Origin of the sequence: Gloeocapsopsis crepidinum LEGE 06123 (genome assembly GCF_015207655.1) — a bacterium.
In the GTDB taxonomy this organism is placed as follows: domain Bacteria; phylum Cyanobacteriota; class Cyanobacteriia; order Cyanobacteriales; family Chroococcidiopsidaceae; genus Gloeocapsopsis; species Gloeocapsopsis crepidinum.
Genome location: NZ_JADEWN010000017.1, coordinates 29,579 through 44,338, shown reverse-complemented (window position 1 = coordinate 44,338; position 14,760 = coordinate 29,579). Strand labels below are relative to the sequence as shown.

17 protein-coding genes are annotated in these 14,760 nt (G+C 40.4%); 6 read left to right on the top strand and 11 right to left on the bottom strand.

What is annotated here, in order from left to right:
* Nucleotides 1-33: 33 nt before the first annotated feature.
* Both argJ and gatB read right to left on the bottom strand, forming a co-directional pair.
* Nucleotides 34-1,374 carry a bifunctional ornithine acetyltransferase/N-acetylglutamate synthase gene (gene argJ / locus IQ230_RS08945; RefSeq protein WP_193931700.1) on the bottom strand — a complete coding sequence of 447 codons (1,341 nt, stop codon included), beginning with the start codon at nucleotides 1,372-1,374 and terminating at the stop codon, nucleotides 34-36.
* Nucleotides 1,375-1,637: 263 nt separating this feature from the next.
* Nucleotides 1,638-3,122: an Asp-tRNA(Asn)/Glu-tRNA(Gln) amidotransferase subunit GatB gene (gene gatB / locus IQ230_RS08940; protein ID WP_193931664.1), complete on the bottom strand. Its 1,485-nt coding sequence runs from the start codon at nucleotides 3,120-3,122 to the stop codon at nucleotides 1,638-1,640.
* 272 nt (nucleotides 3,123-3,394) lie between these two features.
* On the opposite strand from gatB, the gene IQ230_RS08935 reads away from it, so the two are divergent.
* A complete protein-coding gene (locus IQ230_RS08935) occupies nucleotides 3,395-3,673 on the top strand; it encodes a BrnT family toxin (protein ID WP_193931663.1) in 279 nt (92 codons plus the stop codon).
* On the top strand, nucleotides 3,654-3,899 hold the full coding sequence (locus IQ230_RS08930) for a hypothetical protein (protein WP_193931662.1): 246 nt from the start codon (nucleotides 3,654-3,656) through the stop codon (nucleotides 3,897-3,899). Before IQ230_RS08935 ends, IQ230_RS08930 begins: the two co-directional genes overlap by 20 nt.
* A gap of 46 nt (nucleotides 3,900-3,945) precedes the next feature.
* On the opposite strand, the gene IQ230_RS08925 is transcribed toward IQ230_RS08930, so the two are convergent.
* The 4 genes from IQ230_RS08925 to IQ230_RS08910 all read right to left on the bottom strand — a co-directional run bounded on the left by IQ230_RS08925 (nucleotide 3,946) and on the right by IQ230_RS08910 (nucleotide 6,856).
* The gene (locus tag IQ230_RS08925; RefSeq protein ID WP_193931661.1) at nucleotides 3,946-4,413 is read right to left on the bottom strand and encodes a VOC family protein; all 468 of its coding nucleotides are present in this window, start codon (nucleotides 4,411-4,413) and stop codon (nucleotides 3,946-3,948) included.
* Nucleotides 4,414-4,499: 86 nt separating this feature from the next.
* The gene (locus IQ230_RS08920; protein ID WP_193931660.1) at nucleotides 4,500-5,348 is read right to left on the bottom strand and encodes an endonuclease NucS domain-containing protein; all 849 of its coding nucleotides are present in this window, start codon (nucleotides 5,346-5,348) and stop codon (nucleotides 4,500-4,502) included.
* A gap of 160 nt (nucleotides 5,349-5,508) precedes the next feature.
* Nucleotides 5,509-6,567, bottom strand: coding sequence for an A/G-specific adenine glycosylase (locus tag IQ230_RS08915; RefSeq protein ID WP_193931659.1), 1,059 nt, complete (start codon nucleotides 6,565-6,567; stop codon nucleotides 5,509-5,511).
* A 16-nt stretch (nucleotides 6,568-6,583) separates the two neighbouring features.
* Nucleotides 6,584-6,856 carry a hypothetical protein gene (locus IQ230_RS08910; RefSeq protein ID WP_193931658.1) on the bottom strand — a complete coding sequence of 91 codons (273 nt, stop codon included), beginning with the start codon at nucleotides 6,854-6,856 and terminating at the stop codon, nucleotides 6,584-6,586.
* A gap of 137 nt (nucleotides 6,857-6,993) precedes the next feature.
* Between IQ230_RS08910 and IQ230_RS08905 the strand changes: the two genes are divergently transcribed.
* A complete protein-coding gene (locus tag IQ230_RS08905; protein ID WP_322742349.1) occupies nucleotides 6,994-7,635 on the top strand; it encodes a TraX family protein in 642 nt (213 codons plus the stop codon).
* Nucleotide 7,636: 1 nt separating this feature from the next.
* Here IQ230_RS08905 and IQ230_RS08900 read toward each other — a convergent pair whose 3' ends face one another.
* On the bottom strand, nucleotides 7,637-9,076 hold the full coding sequence (locus IQ230_RS08900; RefSeq protein WP_193931657.1) for an amidase: 1,440 nt from the start codon (nucleotides 9,074-9,076) through the stop codon (nucleotides 7,637-7,639).
* 208 nt (nucleotides 9,077-9,284) lie between these two features.
* Between IQ230_RS08900 and IQ230_RS08895 the strand changes: the two genes are divergently transcribed.
* Both IQ230_RS08895 and IQ230_RS08890 read left to right on the top strand, forming a co-directional pair.
* Nucleotides 9,285-9,614: a hypothetical protein gene (locus IQ230_RS08895; RefSeq protein WP_193931656.1), complete on the top strand. Its 330-nt coding sequence runs from the start codon at nucleotides 9,285-9,287 to the stop codon at nucleotides 9,612-9,614.
* Nucleotides 9,604-10,047 (top strand): type II toxin-antitoxin system YhaV family toxin, encoded by a 444-nt coding sequence (locus tag IQ230_RS08890; RefSeq protein ID WP_193931655.1) that lies wholly within the window; start codon nucleotides 9,604-9,606, stop codon nucleotides 10,045-10,047. Before IQ230_RS08895 ends, IQ230_RS08890 begins: the two co-directional genes overlap by 11 nt.
* Here IQ230_RS08890 and IQ230_RS08885 read toward each other — a convergent pair.
* A complete protein-coding gene (locus IQ230_RS08885; protein WP_193931654.1) occupies nucleotides 10,044-10,880 on the bottom strand; it encodes a helix-turn-helix domain-containing protein in 837 nt (278 codons plus the stop codon). The genes IQ230_RS08890 and IQ230_RS08885 overlap by 4 nt on opposite strands.
* A 215-nt stretch (nucleotides 10,881-11,095) precedes the next feature.
* Here IQ230_RS08885 and IQ230_RS08880 point away from each other — a divergent pair, with 215 nt between their 5' ends.
* Nucleotides 11,096-11,830: a glutathione peroxidase gene (locus IQ230_RS08880; protein ID WP_193931653.1), complete on the top strand. Its 735-nt coding sequence runs from the start codon at nucleotides 11,096-11,098 to the stop codon at nucleotides 11,828-11,830.
* A 54-nt stretch (nucleotides 11,831-11,884) separates the two neighbouring features.
* On the opposite strand, the gene IQ230_RS08875 is transcribed toward IQ230_RS08880, so the two are convergent.
* The 3 genes from IQ230_RS08875 to IQ230_RS08865 all read right to left on the bottom strand — a co-directional run bounded on the left by IQ230_RS08875 (nucleotide 11,885) and on the right by IQ230_RS08865 (nucleotide 14,543).
* Nucleotides 11,885-12,340, bottom strand: coding sequence for a protein tyrosine phosphatase family protein (locus tag IQ230_RS08875; protein ID WP_193931652.1), 456 nt, complete (start codon nucleotides 12,338-12,340; stop codon nucleotides 11,885-11,887).
* A 24-nt stretch (nucleotides 12,341-12,364) separates the two neighbouring features.
* Entirely contained in the window at nucleotides 12,365-13,987 is a 1,623-nt protein-coding gene (locus IQ230_RS08870) for a cyclic peptide export ABC transporter (RefSeq protein ID WP_193931651.1), read from the bottom strand.
* Nucleotides 13,988-14,162: 175 nt separating this feature from the next.
* Nucleotides 14,163-14,543: a PepSY domain-containing protein gene (locus IQ230_RS08865; protein ID WP_193931650.1), complete on the bottom strand. Its 381-nt coding sequence runs from the start codon at nucleotides 14,541-14,543 to the stop codon at nucleotides 14,163-14,165.
* Nucleotides 14,544-14,760 lie beyond the last annotated feature (217 nt).

The following is a 14,760-nucleotide window of genomic DNA, read 5'->3' as shown; positions in this document are numbered from 1 at the left end:
TTTGCGATCGCTTCTGAATAACTATTACAAGTATTAAGTTGTATACTCTGCATTAATTTTGACGTAATCATAACTCAAGTCACACCCCCACGCTTTACCAAAACCGGAGCCATGACCAATACTCACTGCAATAATCACAGGGTTATCAATTCTTTGCAATGAAGCATTGGCTCGATCAAATGGTAGTGATATTCCGGCTTTTACTACAGATAAATCATTACTTGTATTTGTCGCAACAACTTCTTTCGGTAATAAAGATTCTTCTGCAGTTTGCTTTAAATAAGCACTTGCACCTGCCCGATCAAAAGGCAACGGTTCGCCATTTTGCATTAACTCAAAATTACCCAGTTTAATTTGCAAGTTTTCTTGCTCAAAGGGAACTCCCGCCCGCCCTGCTGCTGCGGCAATTCTACCCCAGTTGGGATCGCGTCCAAAGATTGCAGACTTGACTAAAGATGAACCTGCGATTGTTCTTGCAACTTTCCTTGCAGACTCCTCATCTGTCGCGCCATTAACTTGTACTTCAATTAAACACGTTGCCCCTTCACCATCACGCGCAACAGCTTTTGCGAGGCGTTGACACACTTCAGTTAACATTGCTTCTAGCTTCTCGGCTTCAGCCCCCATTTCTGTAATGGCTGGAGTGCGCGATTGACCATTTGCTAAGGCAATAAGAGTATCATTTGTGCTGGTATCGCCATCCACAGTGATTTGATTAAAGCTTTTATCTGCGGCGCGGCTGAGCATTTGCTGCCACAAAGAAGGAGAAACCGCAGCATCACAGGTCACAAAAGCTAGCATTGTTGCCATATTCGGATGAATCATACCCGAACCTTTAGCGATTCCACCAATGCGCACAGGGCGATCGCCCATAGTCGTTTCTAAGGCAACTGACTTAGTGACTAAATCGGTTGTGACAATTGCTTGTGCAGCATCATCAGAACCTGTGTCGGAAGCAGCGGCGACGAGTTTAGGAATTCCACTTTTGAGTGCATCCATGCGGATTCGACGTCCGATTACCCCTGTAGAAGCGATCAGCACTGAGTCAGAAGGAATATTCAGTGCTTGCCCTAGTAACATGGCACTTTCTAAAGTATCTAGCCACCCTTGTGAACCTGTAGAAGCATTAGCTTGTCCAGCATTACATAATATTGCCCTAGCACTTGGTTTAGCTTGCAGGCGCTGGCGACAGTAATCGACACAGGCGGCGCGGACTTGGGATGTGGTAAAAACACCTGCGGCGATCGCTTCGACATCTGACACAATCAATGCCAAATCTGGAAGTCCTGAAGGTTTCAATCCCGCTGTTATTCCTGCTGCTTTATATCCTCTGGGGGCAGTCACGCCACCCTCAATTTCTTGCCATTGTGACATTCTTCCTGCCTTTGCCCGCACTTCCTGCTTACGGCGCTTTTTTGGTGTCCCCAATGACTCATTTCGCGCCATTATCAATAAAAAAGGAGAGTCTTTTGTGCGACTCTCCCGATCATCAGGGTGCATCTACTCTGCAAAGTATACCAGGTTAGATAGCATTGATTTACTCACGATTCTAGATTTTTTGTTAAGACCCCTTGAAGATTTAGGTGTTTATAGCTGAGAGCATTTTTTGATAAATTCCACTCACTAACCACTAGCCACTAGCCATTAAGCTTCTTTGCCAGTAATTGATTTGTCAACTTAGGATCAGCACGTCCGCCAGTTTCTTTGAGAACTTTTCCGACAAAAAAGCCAAGAAGTTTAGTTTTCCCGTTACGATACTGTTCTAGTTCTTTCGGATTAGCAGCGATGACTTGATCGATGACTTTTTCTAGTGCACCCGAATCTGAGATTTGACCTAGATTATCGCGTTCGACGATCGCTTTGGGCGAACCACCTTTTGTGAATAACTCTGGCAAGATGTCTTTGCCGATTTTACCGCTGATTGTGTTGTCTTCAATCAACGTCACAAGTTCTGCGAGGGCTTCTGGTTTGAGCGCGATTTCGTTAATACCCAGCTTATTTTTATTCAGGTATGCTGCAATATCACCCATAATCCAGTTTGCTGCTTGTTTAGCAGATGCACCGGATGCGATCGCTGCTTCAAAATACTCAGCTACAGTGCGATCGTCAGTGAGTACCCGCGCATCATAAGGTGAAAGTCCTAATTGGGTTTCATAACGATGGCGTTTTTGGGCTGGAAGTTCGGGAAGTTCGCTGCGCCATTTTTCGAGTTGTTCAGTTGTCACTTCAATTGGTGCGAGATCGGGTTCAGGGAAGTAGCGGTAATCACTCGAACCTTCTTTGACACGCATACTAATAGTACGTTGCGATCCTTCTTCCCACAAGCGAGTTTCTTGGATGATTCTTTCTCCCGCTTCAATCGCAGCAGTTTGACGTTCAATTTCGTATTCAATCGCGCGTTGAATCGCGTTGAACGAGTTCATATTTTTAATTTCGACTTTAGTGCCAAACTCTTTTTGTCCCACAGGGCGCACTGAGATATTGACATCGCACCGCAGCGAACCTTCTTGCATATTGCCGTCACTCACACCCAAATAGCGTAAAATGCGGCGGAGTTCTTGCGCATATTCAGCGGCTTCTTGTCCCGATCGCATATCTGGTTCCGAGACAATTTCAACTAATGGTACACCTGCACGGTTGTAGTCTACTAAAGAATATGTTGACCCTGAAAGGCGATCGCTTCCCGCATGAACTAGTTTTCCGGCATCTTCTTCCATATGCAAGCGCGTAATGCCAATACGTTTGCGTATTGGATTCCCATCACCATCAACAAGTTCAATTTCTAACCAGCCGTGTTCTGCGATCGGTAAGTCATATTGAGAGATTTGGTAGTTTTTCGGTAAATCAGGATAAAAATACTGTTTCCGGTCGAATTTGCTGTATTTAGCAATCTCGCAATTAAGTGCTAAACCTGCTTTCACAGCATATTCTAGAACTTTTTCATTTAAAACAGGTAATACCCCAGGTAAACCCATACAAATTGGGTCAATGTTAGTATTAGGGTCAGCACCAAACTCAGTCGAGCTACTAGAAAATATTTTAGTTTTTGTACTCAGCTGACAATGGGTTTCTAAACCAATAATCGCTTCGTACTCGGTTTTTACCGCAGTAGCAGTAGTCATAATCAAACCAAGCAGCTATATCTTTATTAGGCTACTATTGTAGACTGCGATTTACCGAATAGCATTTGAGTTCAGTGTTGATCGACCACTGAGAACTCATCATTGACAATTTGCGCAATGTGTGCATGGAGTGCGAAAGCAAGCACTTGATTAAACATTTCTTTAAGTAGTTTAGCGAGATGGCTTATAGATTTCTGAGTATGAAAGTCTCATTACTGAAGTAGTATTATGCACAGGCTTAATGCGTACGAGCAATCAGGTATGATTCAGATATGGAGTTTGAGTGGGATCAGTCGAAAGCAGCCGCTAATCTAAAAAAGCATGGTGTTAGCTTTGAAGAAGCCAAGACTGTATTCAACAATCCACTGGCAGTTATTTTTGATGATGAGGCTCATTCGGTAGATGAACGCAGAGAAATCATTATTGGTCATTCTCAACAAAATCAATTACTGTTAATCGCCTTTACTGAACGACCTGGTAGCATCCGTATTATTAGTGCCCGTCTAGCCACTCGCAAGGAACGTGAAGATTATGAGCAAAACGCCCTCTAAACGCACCCAGAACTCTGAAGAAGAGCTTCTTTTAGATGAATATCGCTTTGATTACCAGAAGGCAAAACCCAATCGCTTTGCTGCCCTTAGTGAGACGCAAAGGTTAACGGTTGTAGTTTTAGATGAAGATGTAGCTCAGGTTTTCACAACATCTGAATCAGTTAACAAAGTGCTAAGAGCGTTGATTGAGTCAATGCCGCACTCAGCAAATGGTGAGATAAGTTGATACTATCGCGATCGCCAACTTGCACTACAGTAGAACAACACATAATCTATCGTAATGGTTGGTTTGCTTTCCACTCACTCAAAGAAACAACTCCAAGTTCGGGACGTGGTACCTCTGGTAGCATGGCAAGGTATTCTAGTAAATGTCCATCTGGATCAGTAAAGTAGATTGACAACGCAGGCATCCAGCCAATAACTACCGGTTCTTCGACAGGTTCTCCATAAAAGCCTTTTGGGATAATTCCAGCAGCTTGCAATGTAGAGGGTGCAGCGAGTATATTTTCAATGGTGCTTGTGAATGCTAGATGTAATTGCATTGAGTTTGGAGCAAAGCCGATTTCCCATAAGCCAAGCATCGCTTGCCCATGCCCCCCAATCCAAAAGAAAGCAACATGACGTTCTGGCAACACGTAAGCTAGTTCAAGCCCAACTGTATCACGGTAGAACGCAATTGATGTATCGAGATGCTTTACTGTTAAGTGCGTTTCAAATAAACCTTGGATCGAGACTACCAATTCAACAGCCTCCTATAATTTACATTTTTGTACTCCACTGAAAATTGATTTTTAAAGCTATAACTGCCGCATAGGTGGAACGCTAATTATTTAGATCTGTAAATATGATATTTGCCATTGGTTGGACTAATAACTCCAACTGCTGTTGAGATACGTTTATCCACCCAGATTACAAATGTTCCAACTCTAATACTAGAAGGTACTCGAATTGATACTTCTCTGTAACCATTTTTTGCTCTATTTTCTTCTACTCGAATCTTAAATACCTTGCTTACTTTACTTGGGTATCCTTGATTGTTTAATCTTTCAATTTCAGATAATTCTAACTCAGGTATTCCTAACTTGTGAGCATTCTTAACAAGGACGTAATCCGATAAAATATCATCGAGAGCTTTAGTAAAAGTAAATCCGCCTATTTCCGTGGTTGCCATATCATATGGTTGTGACAAGTTTACTTTTTTAACAGATGATAAGTTTGTAACTTTCTCTGTTGCTACTTTCTTTGTATCTAAATCTGTTAGTTGTATATAAATATCATCATTCTGTTGTTGAATGAGTGTATAAGAAATAAACTCAAATTTTAATTTATGGTATTCGCGATCTACCCAGCTATGGTAATGAAAACTAGGCGCGATCGCAATCATTCGGATAGGAAGTTGATAATTGATATGCTGCTGAAGAGGTTTTTCCTCTAACACGCTGTGGTAGTAACGAGTGAGTTGTTGAACAATGTATCTATCTTGGGCATTTTTAAGTTCTATAATTACTAATCTATCATTTTCATCTAGCGCCAAGATATCGCAAACATCACCATAGACTCTATATTGCCGTTTTAATGGAGACAGCCTAAATAAGTTATTTAATTTACTCCACGTGAAATCTTCTAAATTGTTCTCACTTGCAAAACGCCAACTCCCATCTACTTTTTTCAACATGGGCTTGAAATAATAGACACTTTTTGCTTTTGTATATTATAGCACTAATAGTATAGTAAAAATACTGAAATAAAGTATATAGGTATAGCCTTTCCGTAGAGGTTGGAGAGGGCTAGAGGGCAAAGAAGATTTTGAAGTGAAGAAAAAGATGCGATCGCTGCTAATTCTGCATTAAAAATAGTTGAAAGACTTTTTTGTCTAGTGTGGTAGCAAGTTGTTCTGCTATGTCACTTCTTTTTACCCAGTAGATAGGCGCTGAGAAACCTAATTTTTGCAAAATCAGTGCAGAATCACTATTTTCTGTTAGTTGTACAATGAAAACTCTGCCAGAAATACGATGATGAGTAATAGTATGAGAAAAATTGTCAGTTGGTTTAGAAATTTGTATTGATAGCGAGTATAAGGTGCTTTCTAATTCTATTACTTCGTCTGTACTGACTAAGGGAAAACCAATAGTATCTTTTAAAAACCTTTTTGTTCTTTTGACCAGGGCAAATGTATTAGTTTCTTTGTGCCAAATAATCAATGCAAACAACTCAATATTAACTGAAGTGCGTCGCGGTTTTTTGGGTGGACACTGGGCAATGCAATTATTAGTAAATGCGAGACAATGTTTCTGTAAAGGACATTGATGACATAGTGGCTTTGATTTACGACAGATTGTCGCGCCTAATTCCATCATCGCTTGATTAAAATCGCCAGGGCGTTCCGCAGGAATGATATTGTTGACATAATCTTGAATTGCTGATTGTCCTGATTGACTCCACACATCAGATAATGCGAGTAAACGACTGACAACGCGGATGACGTTACCATCAACACACGCAACTTTTTCGTAATAACAAATACTAGCGATCGCAGCTGCGGTATAAGCACCACAACCAGGAATTTTTAACCATGCCTCATACGATTGCGGAAAATGACCGTTAAGCTGTTCTACAATCATTTTTGCGCCTTTTTGCAAGTTCCGCGCCCGCGCATAGTAGCCTAACCCTGACCAAAGTTGACGTAATGTTTCCTCATCACACGCGGCAAGGTCGTAAACTGTAGGTAACTGCTTAATAAATTCGGAAAATTTAGGAACGACTACAGCCAACACGGTTTGTTGACTCATCACTTCACTCACCCAAGTGTGATAAATATTAATTTCCTGACGCCAAGGTAAGAGTCGCTGGTGATTATCGTACCAATCTAGGAGATTTTCTACGCAAAAATGCATAAGCTATGTGTTAAGACTAGCGATCGCGATCCGCCCTTGGACTAAAGAACTGACTACAAGACACCTGTACAACGTCCTCAAAGCCTAAATCGTGCAAATGTGCAATCCATCCTGCTGGTGTGTCATCATGTTCTAATGTTCCTAAAATCAAGGCTACATCAGCAATTTCTGAGACAATGCATACACTGTAAAAGTAAGGATTTTTAGCTGCAAACGAAAATTCTACAGCTAGCCAATCAGGAATTGCGTTTAAATCAGGTTCGCCATTTGCTTTAAAGCACAGAGTCATGTCTACTTTTATTGAAGTTGTTTAAAATGAAAGCAGATATCATAAATTGCTCTTAAGATGCCTAGTTGCCTGTAATTAAGAGCGATTAGTATTTTAAGTCAAATACTATATTAAGTAATCGTGTTGGTGCTAGAACGTTGAAATTGCAGCTTAACAACTATCAAATCAAATTGCTAGCTGCGATTTTCATGGTAATTGACCATGTAGGTTTGGTTTTTTTTCCTCAAATCTTCGTTTTTCGAGTTATTGGTCGTCTAAGTTTTCCACTGTTTGCTTGGTTATTAGCCCAGGGAGAACGATATACTCGCAGCTTTCCCCAATATTTAAAAAGACTTGTACTCTTGGGTGTATTGAGTCAACCGCTACATACCCTTACTTTATCAGGAACGAGATTCAACATTCTGTTTACACTGTCGCTGGGGTTAGTTACCTTACGGTTAGGTCGGAGGTGGCGAGATTATAAATACTTAATTTGGATTTTGGGCATTGTATCAGCAGAATTACTCCGCGTTGAGTATGGTGCTTATGGTGTTGCTGCAATGTGCTTACTTTCATTATTTACACCAAGTATTCATTGGTGGTTAGCGTGGATTGGGTTACATCTATTTGATGCGATCGCTGTGCCGAATGTGTTTCAATTACCTGCTGTTGTTACCCCAGTCTTGATTCATCTTGCTAATCACCAAAAGGGATCTTCAGCGCGTTGGTTCTACAGCTTTTATCCGTTACACTTACTTGTGTTGTTCCTCATCTTTCGTTTAAACGAGGCGCGGTTCTGATTTAATATCCTGGTGGACGCTGATAAGTTTCTGTAACTTGAGTCATTTTTTCGGCAATGTGTAGTAGTTGCATATCGTGCCAACGCCGTGTCACCATCTGGATACCGATTGGTAGTGTGACTGTTTGTCCTATCGGTATCACGACGACAGGATGACCTGTAAGAGTGAATACTGCTGTGTATGCAACACCTCCTAGGAGATAGTTTACCTGTTGTCCATCAATGTTAATTGGTTGACCAACTGGTTGATGACCAAATGCAGGAAAAGCAACAGTAGGACAAATCCAAGCATCGTAGTTGCAGAGAAATTGTTCCATTTGTGTAGTGAAGGAACTGCGTCTCGCCATTGCCGATGCATACTGCTTTAAATTAAACCGAGTTCCGCGTAGGCTACTTTTGACGACACTTCCCCCTGAAATTAGTCTACGTACATTATCTCGAAGAAGTGGTAATTGCGGTATCAGTCTTGTGCTCATCCATGCGCCAATTAATTCACTACAAGTTTCTATTGCACCTGTAAAATCAAACGGTGAGGGATTTGCTTTTTCGACAATGCAACCATGACCTGCAATGGTATTTACTAGCTGTTCTATAGCGGTACGTACTTCAGTTGAAACGGGAACATCACCAAAGCCATCACTCCACGCAATCCGATATTCTTTTAAAGAACGTGCATCGACAGCTTCTGAATGTACAGGTGGTACTTGCCAAAAACGCCCGTCAGCACCTTCTACCAGAGATAACCACAATTTTAAGTCTGCGATAGATCGCGTCATTGCCCCTGCTGTATACATATACTGTAACCCGCGATCGCCTTCTAAGGGTGTAGCCCACGCCCCCGCCATCGAAACCCGATTTTCAGTTGGTTTCATCCCAAAAACTCCGCAAAAATGCGCCGGAATCCGCCCTGAACCTCCCATCCCAGAACATAAATCTAAAGGTGATAACCCCGCTGCAACAGCAGCCGCACTGCCACCACTACTTCCGCCAACGGTGTATGCTAAATTCCAAGGATTGTTAGTGCGTCCAAAATCCGAGTTTGTTTGCATATCTGAGGCGAGTAATGCCAAGTTGGTTTTGCCTAAAATTATTGCGCCAGCATTGCAAATACGAGAAACAACAGTCGCATTGTGTTGGGGAATATAATCTGATAAGCCTTTGTAACCACAAGTTGTCCGCATTCCTGCAGTTTCATAACAATCTTTTACAGTTACAGGTACGCCATGCAGTTTTCCCCAAATTTCTCCTTTAGCTAATGCTTCATCAGCTGTTTTGGCACGTTGTCTAGCGTTTTCTATATCGAGAGTAATAATTGCATTAATTGTCGGGTTGTATTGCGTAATTTGTTGCAAATAGGCTTCTAAAACTTCTAAAGATGAAACTTGGCGATCGCGAATCATTTTAGCGAGTTGATACGCTGGTAAGAAAACAATGTCGTTCACGGGTTAATCAAAATATGAGTTTTGATTGATAATAGCGATCGCATTTTCCCTTGTCTTGCCAATTCTTCCGAAAACTATCGCGATATTCATATCCGTTAATTAAATATGCTGTGTACTACACCTACAAGAATTCTTCATTCTCACAAGATATTGTATGTAATAACATTATGTAATAACATTTAATTGAGTAGTAGTTTTGATAATCACAATGTCAAAGAAACAAAGCAAACATTACGATGCGACTTGGGCACAAATTGGTAATGCATCCGGTTTTCGCCTTAGTGCAAGATTTTTTAAAGAAAACCCTCAATTTACTGGTGCAAAAGGTGCTGTAGAGGTCATTGGTCCTGATACCTTATTAGTACGTCTACAAACTCAATCATCCGAGGAAGCAGAAGATGAACTTATGCTGAGTTTGTTTCTAGATTTCTTGATGAAAAATGCGCTTGCTAATCCTGATAGTGAGTTAGAAGCTTATACTTCTGCTATGTCAGCTGAGGATGACGAGTTGTTAGCAGGAGTCGTAGTTGATAGTTAATGGCTGGCGAATCTACTTTATTAAACGGTTATTTGGTAAACAGCGCCGAGATTTACAAGCTGAAGTTCGCCATCTCAAGAAAAAGTTAACGTTTGAAGAATATCAGAGTCATGCCACAGTAAAACTCTATACGGCAATTATGGTTGCTATCAAGGAGAAAATACCTCTAGATCCTTTTGCATCGCACCTTGCACTTTCTGGTTCGCTTAAGAAGTACAGCCGAGTCAAAAAAATGGGGCTTCCTGATCGCTATCGTCTGTTCTTTCGTGCTTTGCAAACTCCAGAACATAAAGCAATTTTTATTCTTTGGCTAGGTTATCCAAGGAAGCAAGGAGATAAAAACGACTGCTACAAAGCGTTTACAAAAATGGTGCAAAAGGGAGAATTTCCAGAATCTATTGATGATTTGCTGCTGAATAGCGATCGCGACTAAAGTAGTTTTCGATAGACTTTTGGTGTAGTAGCGGTATATTTACGAAAGACTTTTGTAAAGTGGCTTTGGCTTTGAAAGCCGACTTGCTGGCAGATTTCTATAAGAGTGAGTTCTCGATTAGTTAACAACCTTTTGGCTTGTTCAATGCGACATTGAGTAATATACTGATGCGGTGCTAATCCTGTCGATTGCTTGAAAAGCGTAGCAAAGTAATGCGGACTCATCTGTAGTAAATCAGCAATTTCAGCTAAAGTTAACTTTTGTTCGAGATGCTCATTGATATAAGTAACTGCTTCTCTTAACTTATACTGCGGCAATCCACCTGTATAATTTTTAATAACTTGCTTGCGTGCTGAATATCTTTTCAACAAGTGAACAGATAACGCTGTTGCCATCGATTCTGCATAAAGTTGACTATCTAATTCATTCGATTCGAGTTCGTGCTTTAGTGCTAAACTCATTTGATAAATTAGCGGATCAAATCCCCGAATCTGTGACACAATTTCGAGTTTTTCTGTATTAACTGCTTCATAAGCAGTCTGTGCAAATTTAGTAGGATCTACTGTTAGTAAAATAAATTCGGCTTTACCATATGCTTGAGTTGATAAACTCTGATTTGCTGGACAAATACCAACATTACCCGCAACAAAGTCTTTGTGTACGCGCCCATTAACTTTAAATTCTTTTGCCCTATATCCGAGTCCAATACTCAGCGTGTGATATGGAATACAGTACTCTGGCATTTCGTGCGCGGGTTGACGATGATACTCTAAACTAATGCCATTCCATCCAGCATAATGACTTGAGATGATAGGCGATCGCGGCAAATGCATAAAAGAGTTTTTCTCAGTACAATCAACTGTTAGCCGTTAGTCTTGTTGTATTTTCTCAGGTTTTGCCTACCAATTAAATCGGCACAGATTTGCTCATAATGTACCGACGCTCAACTTCTTACTGCTTTAGTATTATTAATTGATTTTAAACTTGACAAATCATAATCATAATGAGTACGCTTTATGTATTACAATTTGTAAAGGAGGAGTAATTGATGTTGTCAAACCGAGAAGGACAAAGAGTTCCTAGTTGTACCTTTCGTACTCGTCAAGATAATGAGTGGGTTGATATTAAGACAGATGATTTGTTTAATGGTAAAACTGTTGTCGTGTTTGCCTTACCAGGCGCGTTTACGCCCACTTGTTCCTCAACTCACCTTCCTGGTTACAACCAAATGGCAAAGGCTTTTCATGAAAACGGTGTAGATGAGATCGTCTGCATGTCTGTCAATGATGCTTTTGTGATGAACGAATGGGCAAAACATCAAGAGGCAGATAACATTAAGATGATTCCTGATGGTAATGGATTATTTACCGAAGGAATGGGAATGCTGGTCGATAAGACAGATTTGGGGTTCGGTAAGCGTTCTTGGCGCTATTCAATGCTGGTGAAGGATGGCGTTGTTGAAAAAATGTTTATTGAGCCAGAAGAACCTGGAGATCCTTTTAAGGTATCCGACGCTGAAACAATGCTGAACTACATTAACCCAGAAGCAGCTAAACCTCAATTAGTTTCTCTATTTGCCAAAGTAGGTTGTCCTTACTGCGCTCGTGCTAAATCAATGCTACAAGAACGTGGCTTAGACTATGAAGAGATTGTACTGGGTAAAGATGTGACAACTCGTTCCTTACAAGCAGTTGCAGGTGCAACAACAGTACCACAAGTATTTATTGATGGCAAATTAATTGGTGGTTCGGAAGCATTAGAAGCTTATTTTGCTGCTTTGTAATAAGTTAGTTTTATATAAATTCGTAATTCGTGTGATTTAGTGCGAATTACGGATTTATTTTTGATAATGCTCAATTACCTTCTCGATAAATTGCTGCCAAGTTTCGTTAGGCTGCCAAATTTTTTGTAAATCTTGTTTTGCTTCTTCTGTATTGATGTGTTCGTGAATGATGCGATACAAATACATAAAAGCTGAAACTCTCATATTCATTGCACAGTGAACAAATATATTTTTATCTGCATTTGCTTGCATGATTTTGAAAAAACGCTCAATATCTTCTAGAGTAGGTTTTTCCCAAATTACTGGAATGTGTACATATTTCATTCCTAAGTCTTCTACTATTGTTTGCTCATTAGTTATTGCACTAGTTGAAGTTGGTACAAGGTTGACAACAACTTCGTATCCTGCTGCTTTAATATCAGTAAATTGTGACTCTACAGGTTGTCCTGCAGTTGCAATAGAGTCAGATAATCGAAGAAAATTGTAGATATTTTCAAGTTGTGTAGACATAACTACTTTGAATTATATTTTCTATTACAAACAGCTAGTTGCACTGTCATACTCTACTTGACCATAATCTAACTTGATTACTCGGTCTGCTAAGTGAAAATAGCGATCGTCATGACTAATAACTATGATCGTTTTACCGCGTTGCTTGAGGTTGAATAGTAGTTCTTTATAGAAAATATCTCGAAAGTAAGGATCTTGATCTGATGCCCATTCATCAAAGAGATATATAGGACGATCTTCTAAAAAGACTGTGAGTAATGCTAACCGTTTACGCTGTCCTTGTGATAGTGCTGTAGTGGAAAGTAAACCATCTTTGACTTGAACTTTTGTATTTAAATGAAGTTTTCGTAGATACTCTTGTGCTTGCTGATCGAGAGAATCTTTTTCTATACCCAGTAAGCGCTCAAATAAGAAGAAATCAGAAAAAATTACAGAAAAATGCTGTCGATACCATTCTAAATTTTCCTCATTGATGAGTTTGCTATCTAAGCAAATTTTGCCTGATTCTGGAATATATAGTCCAGTGATGATTTTAGCAAGCGTTGATTTACCACTACCATTACCGCCAACAATAAACACAAGTTGACCAGGATATAATGTTAAGTTGATTTCCCGTAGCACAAAACTGCTATCTTCGTATTCGCCTCGGTATGTGTGAGTGACTTGATCGAGTTCTAGCTTATTCCAGTTAGTCGTAGATATCTCTGTTGTGTTGTTGGTTTCTTTCTGACTTGCTAAAGCTAATTTCATTCTTTCAACTTTCTGTAAGGCGACATTAGCACGAAACAAAGCAGGAAGTCTTTCTAAAATGTTCTGAAAGGGAACAAGTAAGTAAGTAATTGTGAGAATATAGGCGGAGAGTACTGGAGTAGAAACTGTAGCTACTTGAGGGAGAACAAAGAGTAACAAACCAACAATCGTAAAGAAAAGCAGATTTCCCCAACCAGTGGCGATCGCAAAAGTCTTAAACGCTGTTAAATTGTAATCGCGAGATGTCGCCGCACTGATTTGTAATTCGTCTGACAAAAATGCTTGACGGCGTAAGGCGTGGAGTTTGAGTTCTTTGATTCCTTCTGTGATGGCGCGAAAGTGTTTGAATAACTTATCTTCTTCTTCACGGGCTAAGGAGAGAAATTTCCGCGCATGAGTCAGCATCAACTGCGTACTGGCGATCGCTATTCCCAAAAATACAATGACAATTAAAAAAACGACGCCCGAAAGCCAACCGAGATAAATTAAGCATCCTGCAATAATTGCGAGATCGATACACACAAAGGGGATGACAAATATTGTATTAGATAGCGTTTGGACATCTTCTGTCAGAGTTGCTAGTAAACGACTCGCACCCAGTTCTTCTAAATGTCGCAATGGAGAAGACAAAATTCCCCGACTCAAACGCAACCGCAAATGATAAACTGCTTCCTGAGCAAGGCTAATGAGTAAAACTTGAGAAACTACGCTGGTCAACAGCGCAACAAGTGCAAGTCCAATAAAGTACCATAGAAGGCTATTCGTTGATTGCTCATTAACAGCACTATTGATGAGTGCAATAAGACGGGCGCTACAACCACCGCTAATCAAACCTGTTAACACAGCGATCGCTACATTTACCCAAGAAGCCCGCAGTAATAACCAGATGAGGTTCATCGCCTTTTTATGTTAGTTAACAAATACTTTCCGACTCCCTTCGGGGCTACTGAAACAAAGTTGACAAGCGCACACATTAAAATAAAAGATTTAACAGTAAGTCCACCTCCGTGGATAAGGTTTGTTTAGCGGCGAATTCATTCGCACTCGCATATCTTAGATTGTCTTGGTTTTATTAGTAGCTATCAGGAATTTGGACACTGCTACGGGGGCGAAAAGAATCTTCATCACCTTCGTTGTTTTCGCTATCCAAAGTTATATTTTCTGAGTAGAGAACAAAACCATTACCAGCATCGACAATCACTCTTGTATCACCAACAATCACCTCATACACTAAACCGCCATTTCTATCTGCAAGATTTACACTACTAGCAGTACCTCCTACTGCAGATTCTGCTGTTTTCCTTGCTTGGGCTAATGAGATTTTGGCAAGCGATCGCCAGCGTGCGGCTTGGGCTACTTGAATGTTACTTTGAGAATGTGCAACCTGAGCAGTGAACGCTAATTCACTCAAACTTAACGCGGTGAGTAAAATAATAGCTAGTAAATTTTTCATGATTTGGGATGGTTGTTTTTATCAACTAGGGTTTGTTCGTTTCACCTGAACCATGAATGTGTTGTCATCAATTCTCGTACGACTTTTAGTTAAAATAGCAGGCTTTGACTTATATCAGCAATTACTGCTGTAGTTTGTCTGGATGACCTTCTACTTGTAGCCAAACACTCATCATCGTCTCCACAACTTTCTACCCTTACTAGCTGTACTAGTTTCA